Source organism: Micromonospora sp. NPDC005206 (assembly GCF_040608175.1).
GTDB lineage: Bacteria > Actinomycetota > Actinomycetes > Mycobacteriales > Micromonosporaceae > Micromonospora.
The window spans coordinates 164113-185268 of sequence record NZ_JBEXHU010000018.1; the positions used below are offsets into that span (position 1 = coordinate 164113).

The 21156-nt window shown below is 71.2% G+C and carries 23 protein-coding genes; 13 read left to right on the top strand and 10 right to left on the bottom strand.

Annotated features, from left to right (window positions below; all coding sequences use genetic code 11):
* Positions 1–124: 124 nt before the first annotated feature.
* The gene (locus ABZU69_RS26560; RefSeq protein WP_354967038.1) at positions 125–1021 is read right to left on the bottom strand and encodes a ribokinase; all 897 of its coding nucleotides are present in this window, start codon (positions 1019–1021) and stop codon (positions 125–127) included.
* A 23-nt stretch (positions 1022–1044) separates the two neighbouring features.
* Positions 1045–1887 (bottom strand): ABC transporter ATP-binding protein, encoded by an 843-nt coding sequence (locus ABZU69_RS26565; RefSeq protein WP_354967039.1) that lies wholly within the window; start codon positions 1885–1887, stop codon positions 1045–1047.
* A gap of 131 nt (positions 1888–2018) precedes the next feature.
* Between ABZU69_RS26565 and ABZU69_RS26570 the strand changes: the two genes are divergently transcribed.
* Both ABZU69_RS26570 and ABZU69_RS26575 read left to right on the top strand, forming a co-directional pair.
* Positions 2019–3026 carry an ATP-binding cassette domain-containing protein gene (locus ABZU69_RS26570; RefSeq protein WP_354967040.1) on the top strand — a complete coding sequence of 336 codons (1008 nt, stop codon included), beginning with the start codon at positions 2019–2021 and terminating at the stop codon, positions 3024–3026.
* Complete coding sequence (locus ABZU69_RS26575; protein ID WP_354967041.1) at positions 3023–4036, top strand: ABC transporter permease subunit; 1014 nt, start codon at positions 3023–3025, stop codon at positions 4034–4036. Before ABZU69_RS26570 ends, ABZU69_RS26575 begins: the two co-directional genes overlap by 4 nt.
* A gap of 121 nt (positions 4037–4157) precedes the next feature.
* Here ABZU69_RS26575 and ABZU69_RS26580 read toward each other — a convergent pair whose 3' ends face one another.
* On the bottom strand, positions 4158–5333 hold the full coding sequence (locus tag ABZU69_RS26580; protein WP_354967042.1) for an ROK family transcriptional regulator: 1176 nt from the start codon (positions 5331–5333) through the stop codon (positions 4158–4160).
* A gap of 166 nt (positions 5334–5499) precedes the next feature.
* Here ABZU69_RS26580 and ABZU69_RS26585 point away from each other — a divergent pair, with 166 nt between their 5' ends.
* Positions 5500–6954, top strand: a complete 1455-nt coding sequence (locus ABZU69_RS26585) for a glycoside hydrolase family 3 N-terminal domain-containing protein (RefSeq protein ID WP_354967043.1) — start codon at positions 5500–5502, stop codon at positions 6952–6954.
* Between the two features lie 254 nt (positions 6955–7208).
* Here the strand turns inward: ABZU69_RS26585 and ABZU69_RS26590 are convergent, their stop codons facing one another.
* Both ABZU69_RS26590 and ABZU69_RS26595 read right to left on the bottom strand, forming a co-directional pair.
* On the bottom strand, positions 7209–7871 hold the full coding sequence (locus ABZU69_RS26590) for a GNAT family N-acetyltransferase (RefSeq protein WP_354967044.1): 663 nt from the start codon (positions 7869–7871) through the stop codon (positions 7209–7211).
* A 71-nt stretch (positions 7872–7942) separates the two neighbouring features.
* On the bottom strand, positions 7943–8422 hold the full coding sequence (locus ABZU69_RS26595) for a DUF4396 domain-containing protein (RefSeq protein WP_354967045.1): 480 nt from the start codon (positions 8420–8422) through the stop codon (positions 7943–7945).
* A 136-nt stretch (positions 8423–8558) separates the two neighbouring features.
* Between ABZU69_RS26595 and ABZU69_RS26600 the strand changes: the two genes are divergently transcribed.
* Positions 8559–8756 (top strand): DNA repair protein, encoded by a 198-nt coding sequence (locus tag ABZU69_RS26600; protein ID WP_354967046.1) that lies wholly within the window; start codon positions 8559–8561, stop codon positions 8754–8756.
* Between the two features lie 115 nt (positions 8757–8871).
* On the top strand, positions 8872–9387 hold the full coding sequence (locus ABZU69_RS26605) for a hypothetical protein (RefSeq protein ID WP_354967047.1): 516 nt from the start codon (positions 8872–8874) through the stop codon (positions 9385–9387).
* 10 nt (positions 9388–9397) lie between these two features.
* Here ABZU69_RS26605 and ABZU69_RS26610 read toward each other — a convergent pair whose 3' ends face one another.
* Together ABZU69_RS26610 and ABZU69_RS26615 are read right to left on the bottom strand one after the other, a co-directional pair.
* Positions 9398–10129: a Clp protease N-terminal domain-containing protein gene (locus ABZU69_RS26610; RefSeq protein ID WP_354967048.1), complete on the bottom strand. Its 732-nt coding sequence runs from the start codon at positions 10127–10129 to the stop codon at positions 9398–9400.
* Positions 10130–10256: 127 nt separating this feature from the next.
* The gene (locus tag ABZU69_RS26615) at positions 10257–10721 is read right to left on the bottom strand and encodes a carboxymuconolactone decarboxylase family protein (RefSeq protein ID WP_354967049.1); all 465 of its coding nucleotides are present in this window, start codon (positions 10719–10721) and stop codon (positions 10257–10259) included.
* A 146-nt stretch (positions 10722–10867) separates the two neighbouring features.
* Between ABZU69_RS26615 and ABZU69_RS26620 the strand changes: the two genes are divergently transcribed.
* Both ABZU69_RS26620 and ABZU69_RS26625 read left to right on the top strand, forming a co-directional pair.
* On the top strand, positions 10868–11734 hold the full coding sequence (locus tag ABZU69_RS26620) for a sigma-70 family RNA polymerase sigma factor (RefSeq protein ID WP_354967050.1): 867 nt from the start codon (positions 10868–10870) through the stop codon (positions 11732–11734).
* A 98-nt stretch (positions 11735–11832) separates the two neighbouring features.
* Positions 11833–12660, top strand: coding sequence for a DUF72 domain-containing protein (locus tag ABZU69_RS26625; RefSeq protein ID WP_354967051.1), 828 nt, complete (start codon positions 11833–11835; stop codon positions 12658–12660).
* 14 nt (positions 12661–12674) lie between these two features.
* On the opposite strand, the gene ABZU69_RS26630 is transcribed toward ABZU69_RS26625, so the two are convergent.
* Positions 12675–14504 carry a glycoside hydrolase family 15 protein gene (locus ABZU69_RS26630; protein WP_354967052.1) on the bottom strand — a complete coding sequence of 610 codons (1830 nt, stop codon included), beginning with the start codon at positions 14502–14504 and terminating at the stop codon, positions 12675–12677.
* 144 nt (positions 14505–14648) lie between these two features.
* Between ABZU69_RS26630 and ABZU69_RS26635 the strand changes: the two genes are divergently transcribed.
* The 3 genes from ABZU69_RS26635 (at position 14649) to ABZU69_RS26645 (ending at position 16118) form a co-directional block, all read left to right on the top strand.
* Complete coding sequence (locus ABZU69_RS26635) at positions 14649–15071, top strand: VOC family protein (protein ID WP_354967053.1); 423 nt, start codon at positions 14649–14651, stop codon at positions 15069–15071.
* Between the two features lies 1 nt (position 15072).
* A complete protein-coding gene (locus tag ABZU69_RS26640; protein ID WP_354967054.1) occupies positions 15073–15624 on the top strand; it encodes a YdeI/OmpD-associated family protein in 552 nt (183 codons plus the stop codon).
* Between the two features lie 80 nt (positions 15625–15704).
* The gene (locus ABZU69_RS26645) at positions 15705–16118 is read left to right on the top strand and encodes a nuclear transport factor 2 family protein (RefSeq protein ID WP_354967055.1); all 414 of its coding nucleotides are present in this window, start codon (positions 15705–15707) and stop codon (positions 16116–16118) included.
* Here the strand turns inward: ABZU69_RS26645 and ABZU69_RS26650 are convergent.
* Complete coding sequence (locus ABZU69_RS26650) at positions 16115–17083, bottom strand: hypothetical protein (RefSeq protein WP_354967056.1); 969 nt, start codon at positions 17081–17083, stop codon at positions 16115–16117. The two genes, ABZU69_RS26645 and ABZU69_RS26650, sit on opposite strands and share 4 nt — an antisense overlap.
* 16 nt (positions 17084–17099) lie before the next feature.
* On the opposite strand from ABZU69_RS26650, the gene ABZU69_RS26655 reads away from it, so the two are divergent.
* Positions 17100–18434 carry an IS110 family transposase gene (locus tag ABZU69_RS26655; RefSeq protein WP_354967057.1) on the top strand — a complete coding sequence of 445 codons (1335 nt, stop codon included), beginning with the start codon at positions 17100–17102 and terminating at the stop codon, positions 18432–18434.
* A gap of 144 nt (positions 18435–18578) precedes the next feature.
* On the opposite strand, the gene ABZU69_RS26660 is transcribed toward ABZU69_RS26655, so the two are convergent.
* Complete coding sequence (locus tag ABZU69_RS26660) at positions 18579–18878, bottom strand: FUSC family protein (protein WP_354967058.1); 300 nt, start codon at positions 18876–18878, stop codon at positions 18579–18581.
* A gap of 206 nt (positions 18879–19084) precedes the next feature.
* Here ABZU69_RS26660 and ABZU69_RS26665 point away from each other — a divergent pair, with 206 nt between their 5' ends.
* On the top strand, positions 19085–19585 hold the full coding sequence (locus ABZU69_RS26665; protein WP_354967059.1) for an HIT domain-containing protein: 501 nt from the start codon (positions 19085–19087) through the stop codon (positions 19583–19585).
* 254 nt (positions 19586–19839) lie between these two features.
* Positions 19840–20856: a J domain-containing protein gene (locus ABZU69_RS26670; protein ID WP_354967060.1), complete on the top strand. Its 1017-nt coding sequence runs from the start codon at positions 19840–19842 to the stop codon at positions 20854–20856.
* Positions 20857–21156: the final 300 nt, after the last annotated feature.

Below are 21156 nucleotides of genomic sequence, written 5' to 3' on the forward strand. Positions count from 1 at the left end.
CGCCGGCCCGCCCGGTCAGCAGTCGCAGGTGATCGACGCGCGTGGCGCGGTCAGGTCGTCGAACTGGGCGCCGAACCTTTCGCACCGGGGCGGCGGCCGACCGGCCAGCGTAGCGCGGGTGGGCTCAGCCCGGGGCGTACAGCTCGTCGATCTCGGCGCGGCGGGGCAGCGCCACCGAGGCGCCGAGCCGGCGGACGCAGGCCGCGCCGGCCGCCGACGCCCAGCGCACCGCGTCGACCAGGTCGCGTCCCTCGCCCCAGCCGACGGCCAGCGCGGCGGTGAACGCGTCGCCGGCCGCGGTGGAGTCGACCACGTCGACCCGGACGGCGGGCACGTGCACCTCGGTGCCCTCGCGGTCGACGTACCAGGCGCCCTCACCACCGAGGGTGAGCACGGCCCGGGGCACCAGGTCGAGCAGCGCCCGTGGCTCGTCCCGACCCCGGCCGGTGAACGTCTGCGCCTCGCCCTCGTTGACGACGAGCACGTCCACCGCGGCGAGCAGCTCCGGTGGGAGGTCCCGGGCCGGGGCGGCGTTCAGGATGACCCGGGTGCCGGCGGCGCGGGCGGCCACCGCGGCGGAGGCCACGGTCTGCACCGGGATCTCCAGCTGGGCGATCAGGACATCGGCCCCGCGTACCGTGGCCAGTTCGTCCTCGGTCAGGCCGGTCAACGCGTCGTTCGCGCCGGGGGTCACCACGATGGCGTTCTCCCCCTGCGCGTTGACCATCACCAGCGCCACCCCGGACGCGCCGTAGACCACCCGCAGTTGGCCGGTGTCCACGCCGGCGGCGGTAATGCGGGCCTTGAGGGTGACGCCGAACGCGTCGGAGCCGATCGCGCCGAGGAAGGCGCTGGAGGCGCCGGCCCTGGCCGCGGCGACGGCCTGGTTGGCGCCCTTGCCGCCGGGCACCATCACGAAGTCGGTGCCGAGCATCGTCTCGCCCGGCCGGGGCAGCGCGGGCGCCATCGCGACCAGGTCCATGTTGGCGCTGCCCACCACGACCACCCGGGTCTGCGGCACGGTCACCTCCGCCCTGCCGGCGCTCAGGCGGCGCGAGCGGTGTAGCGGTCGCCGGACCGCTCGACCACCAGCGGCAGGCCGAAGGTCTTGGAGAGGTTGTCGCCGGTCAGCGTCTCGGCGAGCAGGCCCTGCGCGACCACCCCGCCCTCCCGCAGCAGCAGCGCGTGGGTGAACCCCGGTGGGATCTCCTCCACATGGTGGGTGACCAGCACCAGGGCCGGGGCGTCCGGGTCGTACGCCAGCTCGGCCAGCCGGGCTACGAGGTCCTCCCGCCCGCCGAGGTCGAGCCCGGCGGCGGGCTCGTCGAGCAGCAGCAGCTCCGGGTCGGTCATCAGCGCGCGGGCGATCTGCACCCGCTTGCGCTCACCCTCGGAGAGGGTGCCGTAGCGGCGCTCGGCGAGACCGCCGATGCCGAGCTGGCTCAGCAGCGCCCGCGCCCGCGCCTCGTCGCCGCGGTCGTAGCTCTCCCGCCAGCGGCCGACCACCGACCAGGCGGCGGTCACCACCACGTCGCTGACCCGCTCGTCGGCGGGCAGGCGCTCGGCGAGCGCGGCGGTGGAGAGCCCGATCCGGGTACGCAGCTCGTTGACGTCGGTGCGGCCGATCCGCTCGCCGAGCACGTGGGCGACACCGGTGGTGGGGTGCAGCCGGCCGGCGGCGAGGTTGAGCAGGGTGGTCTTGCCGGCCCCGTTGGGACCGAGCACCACCCAGCGCTCGTCCAACTCGACCCGCCAGGTCAGATCCTGCAGCAGGGCGGTGCCGGACCGGCGTACGCCGACGCCGTCGAGGCTGACCACCAGATCCGGGTCCACGGGTGCGGCGGCAGGCGCGGCGTTGGCAGCGCCGGGGATCAGGTCACCAGTCACCGGACCATCCAACCACGCACCGCCGTGGTGCCCCCCATGGGCGGCGCCCCGGTCATAGGGTGAGGCGCCGTGTCGTTGATCACCACACCCGGAGGACGGCCCATGCCCCGTCGAGGTACGGAGCCGCGCGGATGAGCGCGGTCATCGAGATCGAGGGTCTGCGCAAGACCTTCCGCAGCCTGCGGAACGGCCGGAGGGTCGCGGTTGACGGGTTCGACCTGCTGGTCGAGGCGGGTCAGATCCACGGGTTCCTGGGTCCGAACGGTTCCGGCAAGACCACCACCCTGCGTGCCCTGCTCGGCCTGGTCCGGGCCGACGGTGGGCGGATGAGTGTGCTCGGTGAGCCGTCACCACAGCTGCTGCCGCGGGTGGCCGGTCGGGTCGGCGCCATCGTGGAGAGCCCGCAGTTCTTCGGCAACTTCACCGGGTACCGCACGCTGCGGCTGCTGGCCAGGGCCGGCGGGGTGCCGATCGCGCGGGTGGACGAGGTACTGGAGACGGTGGGCCTGCGCGACCGGGGCGACGAGCGGGTGAAGGGCTACTCGCTGGGCATGAAGCAGCGACTCGCGGTGGCGTCCGCACTGTTGAAGGACCCGCAGTTGCTCATCCTGGACGAGCCGGCGAACGGGCTGGACCCGGCCGGCATCCGGGAGATGCGGGACCTGATGCGGGCGCTGGCGGCGGCCGGGGTGACGGTGCTGGTGTCCAGTCACATCCTGGGCGAGATCCAGCTGATCTGCGACCACGTCACGATCATTTCCCGGGGCCGGCGGGTGGCGACCGGCCGGGTGGACGAGGTGCTGGCCGGCCACGACCGGCACGAGTTCCTGGTCCGGGTGGCCGAGCCGGAGCGCGCCGTGGAGCTGCTGCACGAGGCCGAGCTGACGGCGAGCGTGGATGGCGCGGCGCTGGTGGTGGGCAGCGTGACCGACCCGACGGTGATCAGCCGGGTGCTCGGTGAACAGGGGCTGTGGGTGGGCGAGCTGACCCCGCTGCGGCCGGATCTGGAGAGCGTCTTCCTGGAGCTGACCGGCGCCGGCGGCCATCCGTCGGTGCCCCGGCAGGTGGACGACTCGGGGCTGCCGCCCGGTGCGGGCGATGCTGTGATCGATCTCGACGTACGGGGAGTGGACGCGTGAACCTGGTCCGTGCCGAGGTGGAGCGGCTGTCCGCGCGTCGCTTCGTGCAGCTCATGGTCGTCCTGCTGGTGCTGGCGTTCGGCGTCACCGCGGCGACCACCCTGGCCGGCTCGCACAAGCCGAGCGCGTTGGAGCTCAGCTCTGCGCGGAACCAGGCCGCCGAGGCGCGGCAGAGCATGGAGAACGAGTACCAGCAGTGCCTGGCCCGACAGAACGGGCTCCCGTCGAGTGACAGCGAGCGGTACTACCCCTCCGACTGCTCGGAGATCGACCCGACGCTGCGGGACCGGCTGCCGATCGCCGCCGACTTCCTCCCCGGAGTGTTCAGCTTCGCCCAGCAGGCCCGCCCGCTGCTCTACTTCCTCATCGCGTTCCTGGTGCTGTTCGGGTTCCTGGTCGGGGCCTCCTACATCGGCGCGGACCTGAATTCCGGCGGCGTGGTGAACCTGCTGCTCTGGCGGCCGCGCCGGATGACGGTGCTCGGCGCGAAGCTGGGCACCCTGCTCGGCGCGGTGCTGGCGCTGGCCCTGGTGGCCTCGGTGGTCTATCTGGCCACGTTCTGGGTCATCGGGCAGACCGCCGGGCTGGGCGGCCCGCTGGGCGGTGACTTCTGGCGCTCCCTCGGGGCGGTGCACGGCCGCGGCCTGGTGCTGGTGTTGCTGGCCAGCGCGCTGGGCTTCGCCATCGCCACGCTGGGGCGGCACACCTCGGCGGCGCTCGGCGCGGTCGCCGCGTACGCGGTGGTCTGGGAGCTGGGCGCCCGGCTGGTGCTGGAGATCGTCGACGCCCGCCGCCCGGACCAGCTGATGCTCTCCAGCTACATCGGGGCGTGGCTCAGCGGTGAGGCGCGGTTCTACGACAGTCAGCTCTGCTCCGGCACAAGAATGGGCATGTACTGCGAGGGTTTCTACTCGCTGACCTGGGCGCCGTCGCTGGTGGTGCTGCTCGTGCTCACCGGCGGGCTGACCGCGGCGGCGTTCGCCGTGTTCCGTCGCCGCGACCTGATCTGAGTCGCGGCCCGGGCCGTCCGCGCTGGTCGGGCGGCCCGGCAGGCCGGGGGTGGTCACGGCAAGAGCTTGCAGCATGCCTGCCAGCGGTGAAATATTTCTTCACATGACCGCTCCAGCGGGCTCAGCCGACGGTGGAGCCGAACACCTCGTCGCGGACGGCGTCCAGTGCGGTGCGCAGCGCACCGCGCAGGATCGGCTCCTCGGTCAGCCCCGTGGGCACCACCCGGGGCCGCACCAGGGTGATCGCTGCGACCTCGTGCTGCACCCGGTCGGCGAGCGCGGCGCAGCCGGCCTGGCCGACCTCCCCGGCGAGCACGACCAGCGGCGGGTCGAGCACCACGCAGGTGCTGGCCACACCGAGCGCGAGCCGGCGGGCGAGTTCGTCGAGCATCGGGGCGCCGGCGTCGCCGGCCGCGACGGCCGCGCGGACCGCGTCGGCGGCGTCGGTGTCCGGGTAGCCGTGCTCGCGTGCCACCGCGCGCACCGAGTCCCCGCCGATCAACTGCTGGAAGGCCGGCTTGGCGCGACGGGAGACGTCACGCGGGATGGGCGCCCCGGGCACCGGCAGGTAGCCGATCTCACCGGCCGCGCCGCTGCTGCCGTGGTGCAGCCGCCCACCCAGCATGATCGCCAAACCGACGCCGGCGCCCACCCAGACCAGCACGAAATCGGCCAGCCCCTGCGCGGCGCCGGACTGCGCCTCGGCCACCGCGGCCAGGTTGACGTCGTTCTCGAAGACCACCGGAGTGTGCAGGTCGTCGCGCAGGGCGGCGAGCAGGCCGCTGTGCCAGCGCGGCAGGTTGAAGGCGAAGGTGATGTCGCCGGTGTGCGGGTCGACCAGACCGGGCGTGCCGAGCACGATCCGCCGTACGCTGCTCAGCTGCGCCTGGGCGCTGCTCGCGGCCTGCACCACGGCGTTGTGCACCACGCCCACCGGGTCGTCGGTGTCCCGGGTGGACTGTTCCACCCGGCCGATCACGGCACCGGTGATGTCGGCGCAGGCGGCCACCACCCGGTCCGGCCCGACGTCGACACCGACCACGTGTGCGCTGCCCGGGCGTACCGCGTAGAGCTGCGCGTTCGGGCCGCGCCCGCCGGCCTGCTCACCGACCCGGGTGACCAGGCCACGCTCCTCCAGTCGCTCGACCAACTGGGAGGCGGTGACCTTGGACAGCCCGGTCAGCTCACCGAGCCTGGCCCGGGTGAGAGGCCCCCGCTCGAGGAGCAGTTCCAGCGCGGCACGGTCGTTGAGCGCCCGCAACAGGCGGGGGGTGCCGGGCAGCCGGGTCGCACTCATGCCACGTCCTCTAGTTTTAGTAAACTTTGCTAACTGTAAACCGACCTGCGAACGGGTAGCCGTAGCGTATCGGCCACCCGGAGGCGGAGCGCTCGGCCGACCCGGCAGGGCGACGACCACCGCCGGTACGACATTCGTACCCGTGGGCACCGAAGGGGGAGATCACGTGGGGCTCGATCCAGGACTGCGCCGGCTCGCGCTCGGCACGCTGCTCGCCGCGTACCCGGGACCGGTCCCCCCGGACTGGGCCGTCGACCTGGTGTCCGACGGGCTGGCCGGGCACACCCTGTTCGGCACCAACGTGCACGACCCGTCCCAGGTGGCGGCGAGCACCGCCGCGCTGCGCGCCGGCCGGGCGGACGTGTTGATCGCCATCGACGAGGAGGGTGGCGACGTGACCCGGCTGGCCCATGCCACCGGCAGCCCGTACCCCGGCAACGCCGCCCTCGGCGCGATCGGCGACGTGGCGCTCACCCGACGGGTCTACCAGGCGATCGGCACCGAGCTGGCCGACCTCGGCATCAACGTCAACCTCGCCCCGACGGTGGACGTGAACAGCGCCGACGACAACCCGGTGATCGGCACCCGGTCGTTCGGCGCGGACCCGGTGCGGGTGGCCGCCCACTCGGCCGCCGCCGTGGCCGGCCTGCAGGCCGCCGGTGTCGCCGCCTGCGCCAAGCACTTCCCCGGCCACGGCGCCACCGTCACCGACTCCCACCACGAGTTGCCCACCGTGGACGTTCCACTGGCCCTGCTGCGCCAGCGGGACCTGCCGCCGTTCGCCGCGGTCGTCGCCGCCGGGGCGCGCGCGGTGATGACCGCGCACATCCGGGTGCCGGCGCTGACCGGCACCGGTCCGGCCACCTTCAGCCGGGCCGTCCTCGTCGACCTGCTGCGCACCGAGTACGGCTTCACCGGCACCGTCATCACCGACGCGCTGGAGATGAAGGGCGCGGCAGTGGCGGCCGGCGGCGTGGGCCCCGCGGCGGTGCGGGCCCTGGCGGCCGGCGCCGACCTGCTCTGTATCGGCGCGAAGGTCGACGCGGAGCTGGTCGAGCGGGTGGTCACCGAGATCGTCGACGCGCTCACCGACGACCGTCTGGCCACCGCCCGCGTCGAGGAGGCGGCCGGCCGCGCCGCCGCGCTCGCCGCCTGGACCCGGACCGCCGGCGAGACGCCGGCCAGCCCCGAAACCGATCTGGGGTACGCGGCGGCGCGCCGGGCGGTCCAGGTGGACGGGATCCTCACCGGCCTGGGCCGGCCGCTGGTGGTGCAGCTGCACACCGAGTCCACCATCGCCGAAGGGCGGGTGCCCTGGGGCCTCGGCCCGCACCTGGACGGTGTGCAGGAGATCCGGGTGATCGCCGCCGAGACCGACAGGGCGACGCTGCGCGAGCTGGCCGGTGACCGGCCGATCGTGCTGGTCGGGCGGCACCTGCACCGGCTGCCCGGCGGCCCGGAGCTGATCGCCGGGCTGGCCGCGGAGCATCCGGTGACCGTGGTGGAGATGGGCTGGCCCGCGCAGTGGCGCCCGGCCGGCGTACGCGCCTTCGTCACCACGTACGGCGCGAGCCACGCCAACGGTCGGGCGGCGGCAGAGGCACTCGGCCTGGCGGGCTGAGGCAGACCAATCTGCACTCTGCGTGACCACGCCTCACCGAGCACTCGATGAGCTCCGATCCAGGTCAAGTCCGCTATTCGACACTCCGAACCGACAGCTCGCACCTTGCACCGAGCCTGCTCGATACGTAGCGTGATCGGCACGTACCGGCCCGTTCACCGCGCGGCCGGTCACCCGTCAACCGGGACCTGGGGGAAGGTTGCGGACCGTGGGTCCGGCCCGGGATCCACGGTCCGCGCCCTGCGACGGCAGCCTCAGCGCGGATAGACCCCGTAGGCACGCCAGCCCCGGTCCGGGAAGCCGGCTGCCTCCGCGACCCGGGCCGAGGCGTGGTTGTCCCGCTCGTGCAGGTAGGTGGGCACCGCGCCGTCGTCGAGCACCCGCCGGGCCGCCTGCGCCGCCAGCCGGCGGGCGAGACCGCGACCACGCGCGGCGGGCACGGTGCCGATGGCCAGCTCGTGCCCGTACGCGTCGTGCCGCTTTATCCCGGCCCCGGCCAGGTAGTTGCCGTCCGGGTCGCGGACCACCAGCACCGGCCGGTCGAACAGCCGCAGCCAGGGCGGCAGCCCGGGGGCCGTCGACTCGGTCCACTCCCCCACGTCGGACAGCGGCGCGGGAGCCAGGGTCCACCGGAAGGGGCCGTCGTGCACGCACCAGTCGGGCAGCCCGACGGTCTCCGGCAGCGCCGCAAGCAGCCGGTTCGGCGTATGGCGGGCCAGAGCGCGGCTCGCCGCCAACCGGTCCGGCGGCACGGAGAGCACGGCGCTCTGCCCGGTGTCCACGGCGAGCGCCGGGCGCAGCCGGCCATCCCAGGCCGGTTTCGCCCGGCGGTGCGAGGCGATCACGTGCAGCCCCGCGGGGGCCGGCCACTGGCCGAGCCAGGTGGCCAGGTGCAGCTGGAGCCGTCGGTCGAGCACGTGCACCTCCCCCGTCAGCCGGCCCGTCGTGGATCACCGTACGCCGGGCGGCCTCGGCGGGCGGACGATCCCTACGACGCCGCCGGGGCGTTGGGGTGATGTCCGCCGTGGTGGTGCTGGTGCACCGCCGCGTGGCCCCTCCCGCGGACGATCAGGGCCCGGTTCACCGGCACCGTGACCACGAAGGCCACCGCCAAAGCGCCGGCCAGGCTGCCCCAGAACAGCGGGTCGGTGAGGCCGGCCCGCATGGCGCCCGGCACGGCGAGCATGACCCCGTTGTCCACCAGCTCCATCACGGCGATGCTGACCGTGTCGGCGACCAGGGCCACCCGGATCGCCCGCGCCAGCGGCAGGCCGGAACGGAGCACCGGGCGAACCGTCAACGCGTAGCCGAAGAGGAACGCCAGCGCGACGGCGAGGGCGATGGTGGCCAGGTCGGACCAGCCGAGCGCGGTGCCGACGACCATGCCGAGCACCTCACCGATGGCGCAGCCGGTGAGGCAGTGCAGGGTCGCGGCGATGGCCAGACGGGTGGGATTCGCGTTCTCCATGCTCGGCATCGTATACCCCTAGGGGGTATCAAATCCAGCGACGCGGATCACTTCGCCACGACCCGGAACCAGTCAGACTGATCGACCGTCATAGGTATTTCCATACATGGACACCTTTGTTTGGGACGGTATGGTCATGCCGATTCAGCCGAACGACCGCTACCAGCAGGACCCCGAGCGACTCTGGCGGGCAGCGGAGGCCGCCGGACGTTTCCCGGCCCAGCCGCGGTACCGCGGGACCCGCACGACGGGTGTCGCGCGGGCCGTGCCGTGGGCGGTGCTGAACAAGTTGCCGGCCGGCAGCTCCAGCCGGCGAGGCCTCAACACCCGCTGACCCGGTCCGCACCCGGTTGCGACACACCCGGGCCGTCCAGCGCTGGCATTCGCACACCTGTCGGGTAATTTCTTCTGGTCCGGCACCCCGGCCTACGACAGGAGAAGCTCCGCGCATGGGCAAGAAGACGATCCACGTCTCCGACTTCACCGGTACGGTCCTGCAGGACGACGACGAGGTGGTCCGCGTCGTCGTCCTGGAGCACCCGGACATGGTCGCCGGGCCCGTGCAACTGGACGCCACCCCGGCCGAGGTGGAGAACATCGACGACGCCGCGCTGGACGTCGCGGTGGTCGAGATCCACGACCGGCACGGCGACGGCGAGCCGCGCCGGGTGGTGCTGACCGCCAGCGAGTTCGACGCGATGGCGACCGACGTGCCGATGGCGCAGCTGCTGAAGACGGCCGAGCGGGTCCGCCCGCCGAAGGCCCGCAAGAGCGCCGAGAGGATCGACTACGGCACGCTGGAGCACGCCGGCAAGCCGCACCGGGGACGGGTCACCGAGGAGGAGGCCCGACTGGTACGCGAGCAGCTCGACGAGGTCAACAAGCGCCTCGCCGACGCGGGCGTGCGCCAGATCGACCCTGCCGATCCGGAGCACGCCCTGCGTTACGGCTTCCCGACGCCCTGATCGCGGGAGGTCACTTCTGCGCGACGGCCGCGGCGAGGGCGGCGGCCAGGTCGGCCTCGACGGTCGCCTTCTCCAAGCCGAGGTCGGTCAGCACACCCGCGCCATCCTCCTGCTCCAGCAGGGCGAGCAGGATGTGCTCCGTGCCGATGTAGTTGTGCCCGAGCCGCAGCGCCTCCCGGAAGGTCAGCTCCAGGGCCTTCTTGCCGCGCGCGTCGTACGGGATGAGGTCCGGGACCTGGTCGGCCGGGGGCGGTAGGGCGGCACCCACCGCCTCCCGCACCGCCTCCGGGGAGGCGCCTCGACCAACCATCACCTTGGCCGCCAGCCCGTCCGGCTCGGCCAGCAGGCCCAGCACCAGGTGTTCGGGGCCGATTTCGGCGTGGCCGCTGGCGCGGGCTTCCTCCTGCGAGGCGACCACGACGTTGCGGGCCCGGGTAGTGAACCGCCCGAAGCCGGCGTTCGGGTCGAGGGCCGCCGCGTCGGTCGAGGCCTTCGGCACGAAGCGCTTCTGCGCGGCCTGCTTGCTGACCCCCATGCTGCGGCCGATGTCGGTCCAGGAGGCGCCCGAGCGCCGGGCCTGGTCGACGAAGTGACCGATCAGGTGGTCGGCCACGTCACCCAGGTGGTCGGCGGCGATCACCGCGTCGGTGAGCTGGTCGAGCGCGTCGGTGTGCGCCTTCTTGATCGCCTGGATCAGGTCGTCGAGGCGAACCGGATTGGTCATCTGGAGAGGATCCGTCATGCGTCAACCATAGGTTGACGCATCCTCATCGTCAACCTCAAGTTGACGACCAACGCACCCTCGACCACCTGATGCTCGGCAGCCGCTCGGCGACTGCTGAGCATCAGGCGATCAGGCTCGGCGTCTGTCAGCCCCAGTTCTGCGGGGCCAGCTGCCGCGTGGTGACATTGATCCGGTTGAAGAAGTTGGTCGTTGCCACCCAGAGCACGATCGCCGCGAGCTCCTTCTCGCCGAAGTGCCGTGCCGCCTCAGCCCAGATGGCGTCGGGCACAGCGTCGGCCTGGTCGGCGAGCCGGGTGGCGGCCTCCGCGAGCGCGAGCGCCGCCCGCTCCGCCTCGGTGAAGTACGGGGTCTCCCGCCAGGCGGCCACCGCGAACAGCCGCTCCTCGGTCTCCCCCGCCTTCCGGGCGCCCCGGGCGCCGGCGTCGACGCACGGGCCGCACCCGTTGATCTGGCTGGCCCGCAGGTGCACCAGCTCCAGAGTGCTGCCCGGCACCCCGGCCGAGTGGGCGGCCCGGTAGAGCAGGTTGATCGCCTTCACGGCGTCCGGCAGCAGACCGGCGGGGTTCTGGATGCGCGGTTCGATGATCATGTCGGTCGTCCCGTCTTGTTAGGCTGCCCGGCGTGCGTCGCGGTACGACGTCCCCGGCTGTCACTGGGATGTCGGCCGGCACGTCGCTGGTGTGACAGATGTGGCGGCGGTCACAGGACGCCCAGGTGCACGGGGGTGGGAAGGTCATGATCGAGGCGGATCTGCTGGCCCGGCGCTTCGAGGAGAACCGCTCGCGGCTACGGGCGGTCGCCCACCGCATGCTGGGCTCCGACGCGGAGGCCGAGGATGCCGTCCAGGACACCTGGTTGCGGCTCAGTCGCGCCGATGTCGCGGGCATCGACAACCTGCCCGGGTGGTTGACGACCACGGTCGGCCGGGTCTGCCTGGACCGGCTGCGAACGCGCACCGCCCATCCGGAGCAGCCATGGGACACCGCCGCACCGGAGCCCGACCCGACCGACGCCGCCCCGGTCGACCCGGAGCGTGCGGCCATGCTGACCGAGTCGGTCGGCCGGGCGCTCCTGGTCGTCCTGGACACCCTCGCGCCGACCGAACGGTTCGTGCTCGTCCTGCACGACATGTTCGCGGTCTCGTTCGAGGAGATCGCCGCGGTGGTCGACCGCAGTCCCGCAGCCGTCCGCCAGATCGCCAGCCGGGCACGCCGCAGGGTGCACCAGGGCGGCACGGTTCGGGAGACCGACCCGGCCCGCCAGCGGCAAGTGGTCGAGGCCTTCCTCGCCGCCTCGCGTGAGGGCCGCTTCGACGACCTGGTCAGTCTGCTCGACCCGCACGTCGTGATGCGCGCCGATCCGGTGGCCGCGAGCATGGGTTCGGCCGCCGAGACGCACGGCTCGGCCGTCATCGCCGGCTTCTTCAACGGCCGCGCCCAGGGAGCGACGCCGGCGTACGTCGACGGCCTGCCAGGGGCGGTCGTGGAGCGCGGCGGAGGTGTCCGGCTCGCGCTCAGCTTCATCGTCACCGACCGGATCATCGGCATCGAGGTGGTGGCCGACCCGGCACAGCTCGCGACGCTCGACCTGGTCGTCGGATAGGCCGAGCGGCGGCAGGTGGGCGCGTCGTTTACCGTGGGCTCCGGTCTGGCGGTTCACCTGGGAAGGGGGCGGCTGTGCGTCTACACGTGGGATGCGCGATGTGGACCCACAGGTCGTGGCAGGGCCGTCTGCTGGCGCATCCCCTTCCGCCACAGGAGCGCCTACGGCACTACGCCAGTTGGTGCGACGCGGTCGAGGGAAACACGACGTTCTACGCGACTCCGGCCCGGGACACGGTGGCGTCCTGGGCCGCGCAGACGGATCCCGACTTCCGGTTCGTCCTGAAGCTCCCCAAGATCGTCACCCACGAAGGCCGGCTCACCGGTGCCGACGAGCCGCTGCGCGCCTTCCTGGACGCCATCGAGCCGCTCGGCCCACGCGCCCATGCCCTGTGGATCCAGTTGCCGGGGTCGTTCTCGCCCGCCGACGTCCCGACCCTGAGCCGCTTCCTGAGCCGGCTCCCCCGGTCCCACCGGTACGCCGTCGAGGTCCGCCATCCCGCGTTCTTCACCGACCCCCGCGCGACGCGGCTCCTGGTGGAGACCCTCACCGCCGCGGCCGCGGAGTGGGTCCCCTTCGACACCACCGCGTTCTTCGCCAGCCCGCCCACCAGCGACGCGGAGCGGGACGCCTGGCTCAAGAAGCCCCGGGTGCCGCTCCGTTCGCTCGCGCTGACCGACCGTCCGATCGTCCGCTACCTCGGCCGCGACGACACCACGCGGACGGTTGAGGGGTGGCAGCGCTGGGTCGACGTCGTCGCCGGATGGCTCCGCGAGGGGCGCTCGCCGACGATGTTCGTCCACACCCCGGACAACGCCGACGCGCCCGTGCTCGCCCGCCGCTTCCACGATGAGGTCCGAGCGCGCGTACCGGAGCTCGACGCGCTACCCGAGCCGATACCGGTCGAGCCCCTGACCCTGTTCTGACCCGGCGGTCGTGGTCATTGCTGATCGTCGAGGAGACCGTCGAGGTGGACCGCCGTGCTGATCAGCGAGAGATGGCTGAACGCCTGCGGGAAGTTGCCGATCTGCTCACCGTCGGGGGCGATCTCCTCCGAGTAGAGGCCCAGTGAGCTGCTGTAGGTGAGCATCTTCTCGAAGGTCAGCCGTGCCTCGTCGAGCCGTCCGGAGTCCGCGAGGGCCTGGACGTACCAGAAGCTGCACATGCTGAAGGTGCCCTCGGTGCCCGCCACGCCGTCCGGCGAGGCGGTCGGGTCGTAGCGGTAGACGAGGCTGTCGGAGACCAGTTCGGCGTCCATCGCCCGCAGCGTCGACTCCCACATCGGGTCGGTCGGCGAGATGAAGCCGACCGTGGGCATCGCGAGCAGCGACGCGTCCAGGATGTGCGTGCGGTAGTGCTGCACGAACGCGCGACGGTCGGTGTGGAAGCCGCGCGCCATGACCTGCTCGTAGATGGCGTTGCGTTCGGTCGTCCAGCGGGTGGTGTCGCCGGGCCGCCCGAGGCGGTGCGCGAGGCGGATGGCGCGGTCGAGCGCCACCCAGCACATCATCCGCCCGTAGGTGAAGTCCTGCCGGCCGGACCGGGTCTCCCAGATGCCGTCCTCGGGCTGGTTCCAGTTCTCGCAGAGCCAGTCCATCAGCCCTGCGGCCTTCCGCCACCCCTCGTGCGGGGCGATCAGCCCGTTCCGGTCGGCGAACTCCAACGAGTTGAGCGCCTCGCCGTAGATGTCGAGTTGCAGCTGACCCGCCGCGTCGTTGCCCACCCGCACCGGCGCCGAGCCGCGGTACCCCTCCAGGTGGTCCAGCACCTCCTCGGCGAGGTCCGGTGAGCCGTCGATCCGGTACATGACCTGCAGGGGCACATCGCCGTTCGTGGCGTCGCGGATGCGCGCCTCGAGCCAGAACAGATACCTCCGGGCCTCGTCGGTGAAGCCCAGGCCGAGTAGCGCGTACACCGAGATGGACGCGTCCCGGACCCACGTGAAGCGATAGTCCCAGTTCCGCGGCCCGCCGACCTGCTCCGGCAGCCCCGCGGTGGGCGCGGCGACCAGTGCGCCGGTCGGGGCGTACGTCATCAGCTTGAGCGTCATCGCCGACCGCTCGACCATCTCCCTCCAGCGGCCCGTGTAGCGGGATCCGCCCACCCACCGCCGCCAGAAGTCGCGGGTCTCGGCGAGCAGTTCGCAGGCCTCGTCCGTGCTGATCGCTCGGGGCGCGTGCGGGCAGGCGGTATCCAGGACCACGCCGCCGACGTCCCCCTCGTGCAGCGTGTACACCGCGGACACACCCTCCCCGTCGCGCCGGATGTCCCTGGCGTCGACCAACCGTTCCGTGTTCTTGAGAGGGGTGAGGGTGAGGGTGAGAGTCGAACTGCGGAAGACGTCGCCCTCCGGGTGCACTTCGAGCTCGTACGAATCGCGCCCGTAGTTGAAGCGGGGGCGGCAGTCGAAGCGGAACGGCATGCTCCCCCGGACCATCCGGATCAGCCGGACCAACCGGTGCCGGTCGGTGACCTGCTCGCCGGTGACGGGCATGAAGTCCACCACCTCGCCCACACCGTCGGCGCTGTGGAAGCGGGTGATCAGGATCGCCGTACCGGGCAGGTAGAGCTGTTTGCTGGTGTACGCGATGCCGTCCGGTGAGAGCTGGAAGTGGCCGCCCTTGCGGCGGTCCAGCAAGGCGCCGAAGAGGCTCGGCGAGTCGAAGCGCGGCGCGCAGAACCAGTCGATCGTGCCGTCCTTGCTGACCAGCGCTGCGGTCTGCAGATCACCGATCAGCCCGTGCTCCCCTACCCCCGGATAGCCTTCCACGCTGGTCCCCCCCGGAACGCCGACGGCGGCGACTACCCGGGAAACGGCGCCGGCACACATCCGCCTGTGCCCGTCATTGCGGAACCGCAGCTTCCGCAATCGTCGATAGCGTGGCCGCAGAACCCATCGACGAGGGGACACCTGATGAGCCTGCGAGGATTCGCCACGCTCAACATCTGGGCGGACGACGTGGCAGCGGCGACGGCCTGGTACGCGGAGTTCCTGGGCATCGAGGCCTACTTCCTGCGGGCCGGCCCCGACGGACGCCCCGCCTACACCGAGTTCCGCATCGGCGACTACCAGGCAGAGCTGGGCATCATCGACCGCAGGTACGCGCCGCCTGGCACGACCGGGCCCGGCGGCGCCGTCATGCACTGGCACGTCGACGACCTGCACGCCACCGTCGAGCGACTGCTGGCGATGGGCGCGACGGAGTACCAGCCGATCACACCGCACGGGGACGAGGGGTTCGTCACGGCCGCGGTCGTCGACCCGTTCGGCAACGTGCTGGGCGTCATGAACAACCCGCACTACCTCGACGTCCTCTCGTCCAGGAAGCCGGCGTGACGTGGACGTGCTCGACTTTGCCGACGCCATAGCATGGGAGTCCTGGCTCGCCGCGCAGCACGACGTGCGGGGCGAGGCGTGGCTGCGGATCGCCAAGCGGCACTCGGGGCTCCCCTCGATCACCATCGTGGACGCGCTCGACGTGGCCCTCTGCCACGGCTGGATCGACGGTCAGCGCAGGGGCCTCGACGACGTGTCGTTCCTCCAGCGGTACTCGCGCCGCCGGCCACGGAGCTCGTGGTCGCAGGTCAACGTGGCGAAGGTCGAGGCACTGACGGCGGCCGGGCGGATGCGGCCCGCGGGCCTCGCGGAGGTCGCCGCCGCCAAGGCGGACGGACGGTGGGAGGCAGCGTACGAGCCACAGCGCACCGCCGCCGTCCCGCCCGATCTCACCGCCGCGCTGGCCGGCGAACCCCGTGCGACCGCCGCCTTCGAACGGCTCGGCCGCTCCGCCCGGTACGCCGTGATCCTGCCGCTGCTCAAGGCTCGCACCCCGGAGACTCGGGCGAAGGTCCTGGCTCAGGCGATCGCGCGGCTGGCGGCTCAGGAGTAGGCCGCGTGGCCTCACGGGATGTCAGTGGTCCCTGATACCACTGCGGTGACGCGGGATACCGGTTGGCGAAGGAGACGTTCGTGGACACTCGGAAGTTGGCCCAGCGGTGGGCCCGGACCTGGACCGAAGCCTGGCCGATCCGGGACGTCGAGGCGATCGCCGCCCTGCAGAGCGAGGACGGCGACCACTGGGCCTCGATGTTTCGCCCGTACCGCGGGCGTTCTGGGCTTCGGACCTACCTGAAGGAGTGCTTCGCCGAGGAGACCCGCCCTGCGGAGGTGTGGTTCGCCGAACCGCAGGTCGACGGTGACGTGGCTGCCGTGGAGTACTGGTCCGTGATCTACGTCAATGGTCAACCGACGACCATCTCCGGCTGCACGGTGTTGCGCTTCGACGAAGTCGGGTTGGTGGCGGAGGCTCGCGACTACTCGCACGTCAAGGAGGGTCACCACGCACCGCCCGCCGGCCTGTTCGGGGCAGCCCCTGCCGTTTAGTCCGGCTCGTCCCCATCCACCGCCCGCCTGACCAGCTCTGCCGCTTCCTCGGTGTCCAGCCCGCTGGCGATGAGCAGCTCATGTGCGGCCGTCCGAAACTCACCGACGGCGATCAGCCCGGAGTAACCCAACCGGTGGGTGTGCGGGCGGTCGAAGTCCGACGACCGTCCCTGCGCCCGCCCGGCCAGCTCGACGGCCCGCAGGATCTGCCCGCGCGAACGGTGGGGCTCGTCGTCGGCGCGAATCGTGCACCTCAGGGCCTGCGCGCGGTCGGCCAGCAGGTCGATGGCCGCCGGCAGCTCCTCAGGTATGGGTTCATCGTCCTTCAGGGCTGTCGTGAGTCGCCGTGCGACGGACCGGCTGCTGTGCAGGCTGCGCTCCAGATGCCGGACGGCCTGGGTATAGAAGGCCAGGGAAGTGCGGTCGCGCCAGCGTAGTGGCGCTAATCGCACCACCTCCTGGGCGGCGGCGAGCCCCTCGTCCAGCGCGTTCGGCCGGGAGTCGAGGTTCCGCAACCGGCGCAGGCTTCCCTGGGCCTCATCAAGATCACGGGCGCGTACCGCGCCTGCCAGGTCGTGCAAGGCCGCCATCCCCGGATCGAGGACCGGTTCGGCCAGCCGCTGCACCGTCCGTTGCGGGTGGATGGGCACCAACAGCAGACCAACGGCCAGCCCGATCAGCCCCCCGACCGCGGCGTCGACGAAGCGGGGGATGGACAGTTCACGCACCGGCGGCTCCAGGGTGGCGATGAGCACCGCGGTACCGCCGGCCTGGGTGAGCAATGAGCCACCGCCCTTGAGCAGATGGCGACGACGATCGCCAGCACGACGACCACCCCGGTCTGCCAGGGCCCGATGCCGAACAGCGGCATAGAAAGACGTTCTGCGTGTCGATGTAGGACGTAGGAACGTCCCCCTGATGCGCTTGTCGGGCTTGGTGTCCCATCGCAGGAGGAGGACGTTCATGGGTAACGGTAGCGGCGTGTCCCGGGGTGACCGCAACCGCAACGCGCGGCTTGCTCGGTTGCGGGTGCTGGTCCCGTCCTCGAATGCGATCGTCGGCATTGATCTGGCGGACAAGAAGCAGATGGTCGTGGTCACCGACCACGACTCGAAAGTGTTGGCACGTAAGACTTTCCGGTGCCATGCCTGGGATCTTGGCGCGGCGTTGGACTGGGCGGGCAAGCAGGCCGCGGCGAAAGGCTTCGCCGGGGTCACGGTGACGTGCGAGCCGACCGGTCACCGCTGGCGGGTGCTGGGTCAGCTGGCTGGGGAACGAGGGATGCCGTTCGTGTGCGTCCAGCCGATGCTGACGTCGTGGGCGCGGCGCAGCGAAGACCTGACCTTCGACAAGACCGATGAGAAAGACGCCGTGATCATTGCTCGGCTGACGTCTCAGCTGCGCTGCTATGTTCCCGAGCCGGTTGATGAGACGTGGGGCCGGCTGCGGCATCTGGGCGCGCGTCGTGAGCAGCTGCTGGTGGAGGCGGGCAGTCAGGTGCAGCAGATGCGGGCGCTGCTGGAGTGTGTCTGGCCGGCGGCGCTGCAGACCGCGCGCCAGCCGTTTCGTTCCTCGACGTGGACCGCCGCGATGAGCATCGTGGTCGACCGTGATGGCGGGGACCTGACCCGGACCCGCCGCCTGGGATCGGCGCGGTTTGAGACCGCGGTGCGCCGGGAGATCGTCCGACGAGGTAAGCAGAAACCCTGCCTGCGGATCGTGCGGCTGCTGTTCGCGGCATTGACCGATCCGGCCGGAGTGATCGCCCATCGTGCGGGTGCCCTGGAGCGCGTTGGGCTGCTGCTGGGCGACTGGCTCGAGACCCACCGCCGGCTGCTGGACACCGAGACTCGGATGACAGCGGTCCTGGACGAACTGCGGCTGACCGAGTTGGTCACCTCGATCACCGGCCTGTCCGCGATCGGCGCTGCGGCGATCCTGGCCGAGACCGGTGACCCGAACCGGTTCTCCAGTGCCCGGGCGTTGGTCAAGCACGCCGGCCTGGCACCGCGGGAGAAACTGTCCGGCACCTTCAAAGGCCGCACGAAACTGACCGGACAAGGACGCCCCGGACTGCGGCTGGCAGCGTGGCGAGCCGTCTGGGGCGCGCAACGGGCCAACCCGGTCTACGCCGCCCGGTTCACCCACCTGACCACCCGAGAGCAGAACAAGCTCACCGTCACCCAAGCCCAGGCCGTGATCGCCGCAGCGATCCTGCGGCAACTGCACGCCGTCATCACCACCGGCAAACGCTGGAGTCCGGTCATCGCAACCCACGGCACCACACAACCCGCGGTGATGCCTATGGCCGCCTGAGATCAGCAGGCGGCCGTCGAGCTGGGTCGGGGCGAGCCCCACGCGGCATTGAGGAACCACGGTTACCTCGACGCTCATCATGGGCAGCCCCGCCCGTCGTCTCACCAACCCGATTACACGCTGCTGGGACCAACCCCATTACGGCTATGCAGGGATAGACGACGGACGAGGCACCGACCAAAAGCTTGACTCAAAACGACTTACGCTGATGAGCGTGTCACCGACGGCGAGCCCGAGGATCAACCCGGCCAGCAGCTCGATCGTGCGCCGCAGGCGTGTTCCCATCGCGGCGGCCACGATGCCGACCGCCGTGGTCGGCGCGAAGAGCGGGCTCGAATTGCCCAGGAACCGGTACGCCACGAACCAGGCGATCGCCGCCGCGATGCCGGCCTGCAGGGCGAGCAGACCGAACAGGCGTAACCGCCAGACGCGGGCGCGTACCAACTGCTGCCCCCGCTCCCGCAGGCGAGCGAACGTCCGGCCAGCACGCGACCGCCCGTTCGGTGCCGGGTCGACGTCGGCTGTCGGCTCCTGGTTCGCGGCACGCGCGCCGTCTACCCACCGCGCACGAACCTATCCGGCGTACAGGGGCGGTCCGGTGGTCCTGCGACGCCTTCCTGGTACCTGGCGCCGGATCTTAGGCTGCCCAGGTGGAGGGCCAGCCGGCAAAGACAGCATTTGACGTTGATCGGTACGAGCGTCGCGTCCGCGACGGCCCCTGCTTTGTCTGTGCCCTCGTGGCGGGCCATCCCGACTATCGGCACCACGTCGTCTACGAGGACGACACCGTCATCGCCTTCCTCGCTCGCGACCCGACGTTGCTCGGTTACTGCCTCGTCGCGCCGAGGCAGCACATCGAGAGCTGGGTACGGGACGTGCCACAGGAGGACTTCCTCCGCTTCCAGGGCATCGTGTACGCAGTCGCCACAGCGCTCGCCGCGACACTGCCCACGGAGCGGATGTACTCCCTGAGCCTCGGCAGCCAACAGGGCAACGCGCACCTTCACTGGCACCTCGCGCCGCTGCCCCCGGGCGTGCCCTACCACCAGCAGCAGTTCCACGCCCTCATGGCCGAGAATGGCATCCTCGAAATCGACGACAAGGCGCAGGCAGCCCTCGCTCGAGACATCCGCCGACACCTCAGTGCCTGAGGTCGGTACCAGCTCGGCCGCGGCCAGGCCTGTCCCCGCACGGCCGTCCGGTACGACATGCCACCGGCAGCGCGGGACGAGCCCACGCCGCTCAGCCGCACCGCCGCCAGGCTCACCAGCCCGCACCGTAGGACCAGCCCGCGATTGGACACCTGCAACGGCCGGGCAGGGCAGGGCAGGGCGGTATGTATCGACAATTGCTGTTAAGATCACCGGGCACGCGCCCCGAGTGTTCATAAGATCCGGTGGATATCATGTTCCCTGACGGCCAGGATCCGTACGCGCTTCTCGGCGTGACACGCGAATCGTCGGTCGCGGAGATTCGGGAGCGCTACCTCGTTCTCGCGCAGATCTGGCATCCGGACAGGCATCAGTCGAGCCCTGCAAAGGTCCGGGAGGAAGTCACCCGGCAAATGCAGCAGCTCAACGCGGCGTACAAGCAGCTAACAGCTGTCCACACCGGCGCCCGTCAGGACCGCGAGCGTCAGACCCGGGAACGCCAGGACCGCGCGCGCGACACCCGCGAACGCCAGGACCGCGAACGCCAGAAGCGCGAGAGTCAGAAGCGCGAGGGCCAGAACCGCGAACGCGAAGCCCGCGAACGTGAGGACCGGGAACGCGAGACGCGCGAACGCGAAAATCCCAGAGCACAGTGGACGCACCCGGAATTCCCGGCGGCGGGCCAGTTGGACACCTCAACGAATCCGCGTTCAACTATTCACCCGATTGCCATCACACTTCGATCCGGCGAAAGGGGATACACGCTTCGCGCACACCTCGACGACCAACAGACCGGCGCGGCATTCCTCGGCGCCCAGAGTCGCCTGCTCCTATTCAGATCCGCAGAGTCCATGCGTAAGTATGTGGCCAGGACCGACGCCCATGAATTGGCCACCATCAAGGGGTGGGACAGCTTCCTGGACGGTATGGGCACAACTGCGACGGAGCCTGACGATGAACACAGCTTCAACTTCGACCTCATCTCCTACAGCCTGAGGTTTCCGCCTGCGCAGTGGGTCCCGACATTGTTCATCGCCAACCGTGATCTCATTCGAGAGGTCTCGGAGGCGTTCGAGCTCGACGATGTGCTGAAGCAGCTGGCCGTGGGTTCGCCCCTGGACTACCTCGACGACCTGTTTCGTGTCGTTGACAGACCAGTCGCCGGCTGGGGCGCCCGTCGCCAACTCGCGTCCCTCCAGGGCGGGCGGTTCAGCGGTGTGTGGCGGGGAGCGATCGGCGGAATCGAAGAGCGCGTCCAATGGCTACGTTGAACTGACCGAAGGTCCCGGCCCACGGGGCGAACGTCATCCTGCGGCCCAAGCCTGCCCCTCCCGACGTTGCGCAGATCTTGGCTACCGCCCTTCCCGGCGGGCGGGACAGTTGGCATGGAGCCCGATACCTCTGAGGCATACATATGACTCTGAGGTATAACGCGCACTGTCGACCACGCTCCGGGCCCCGCCTCGTCAGAACAATCAGGGTCATTGCGTTGTCGGGATGCTGCTGGTCACGGCGGTGATGAGGTCGTGGGGGCGGCGGTTGGCGCGTCGGGTGGCGCGGGCGATGTTGGC

Excerpts from the sequence above, each read along its gene's own strand:
- ABZU69_RS26605 (WP_354967047.1), top strand. The coding sequence starts at position 8,872 with ATGGGCAAGAAGACGATCCACGTCTCCGACTTCACCGGTACGGTCCTG.
- ABZU69_RS26625 (WP_354967051.1), top strand. The coding sequence starts at position 11,833 with ATGTGGACCCACAGGTCGTGGCAGGGCCGTCTGCTGGCGCATCCCCTT.
- ABZU69_RS26600 (WP_354967046.1), top strand. The coding sequence starts at position 8,559 with ATGCCGATTCAGCCGAACGACCGCTACCAGCAGGACCCCGAGCGACTC.
- ABZU69_RS26620 (WP_354967050.1), top strand. The coding sequence starts at position 10,868 with ATGATCGAGGCGGATCTGCTGGCCCGGCGCTTCGAGGAGAACCGCTCG.
- ABZU69_RS26580 (WP_354967042.1), bottom strand. The coding sequence starts at position 5,333 with ATGAGTGCGACCCGGCTGCCCGGCACCCCCCGCCTGTTGCGGGCGCTC.
- ABZU69_RS26670 (WP_354967060.1), top strand. The coding sequence starts at position 19,840 with ATGTTCCCTGACGGCCAGGATCCGTACGCGCTTCTCGGCGTGACACGC.
- ABZU69_RS26650 (WP_354967056.1), bottom strand. The coding sequence starts at position 17,083 with ATGAACGTCCTCCTCCTGCGATGGGACACCAAGCCCGACAAGCGCATC.
- ABZU69_RS26615 (WP_354967049.1), bottom strand. The coding sequence starts at position 10,721 with ATGATCATCGAACCGCGCATCCAGAACCCCGCCGGTCTGCTGCCGGAC.
- ABZU69_RS26635 (WP_354967053.1), top strand. The coding sequence starts at position 14,649 with ATGAGCCTGCGAGGATTCGCCACGCTCAACATCTGGGCGGACGACGTG.
- ABZU69_RS26595 (WP_354967045.1), bottom strand. The coding sequence starts at position 8,422 with ATGGAGAACGCGAATCCCACCCGTCTGGCCATCGCCGCGACCCTGCAC.
- ABZU69_RS26610 (WP_354967048.1), bottom strand. The coding sequence starts at position 10,129 with ATGACGGATCCTCTCCAGATGACCAATCCGGTTCGCCTCGACGACCTG.
- ABZU69_RS26570 (WP_354967040.1), top strand. The coding sequence starts at position 2,019 with ATGAGCGCGGTCATCGAGATCGAGGGTCTGCGCAAGACCTTCCGCAGC.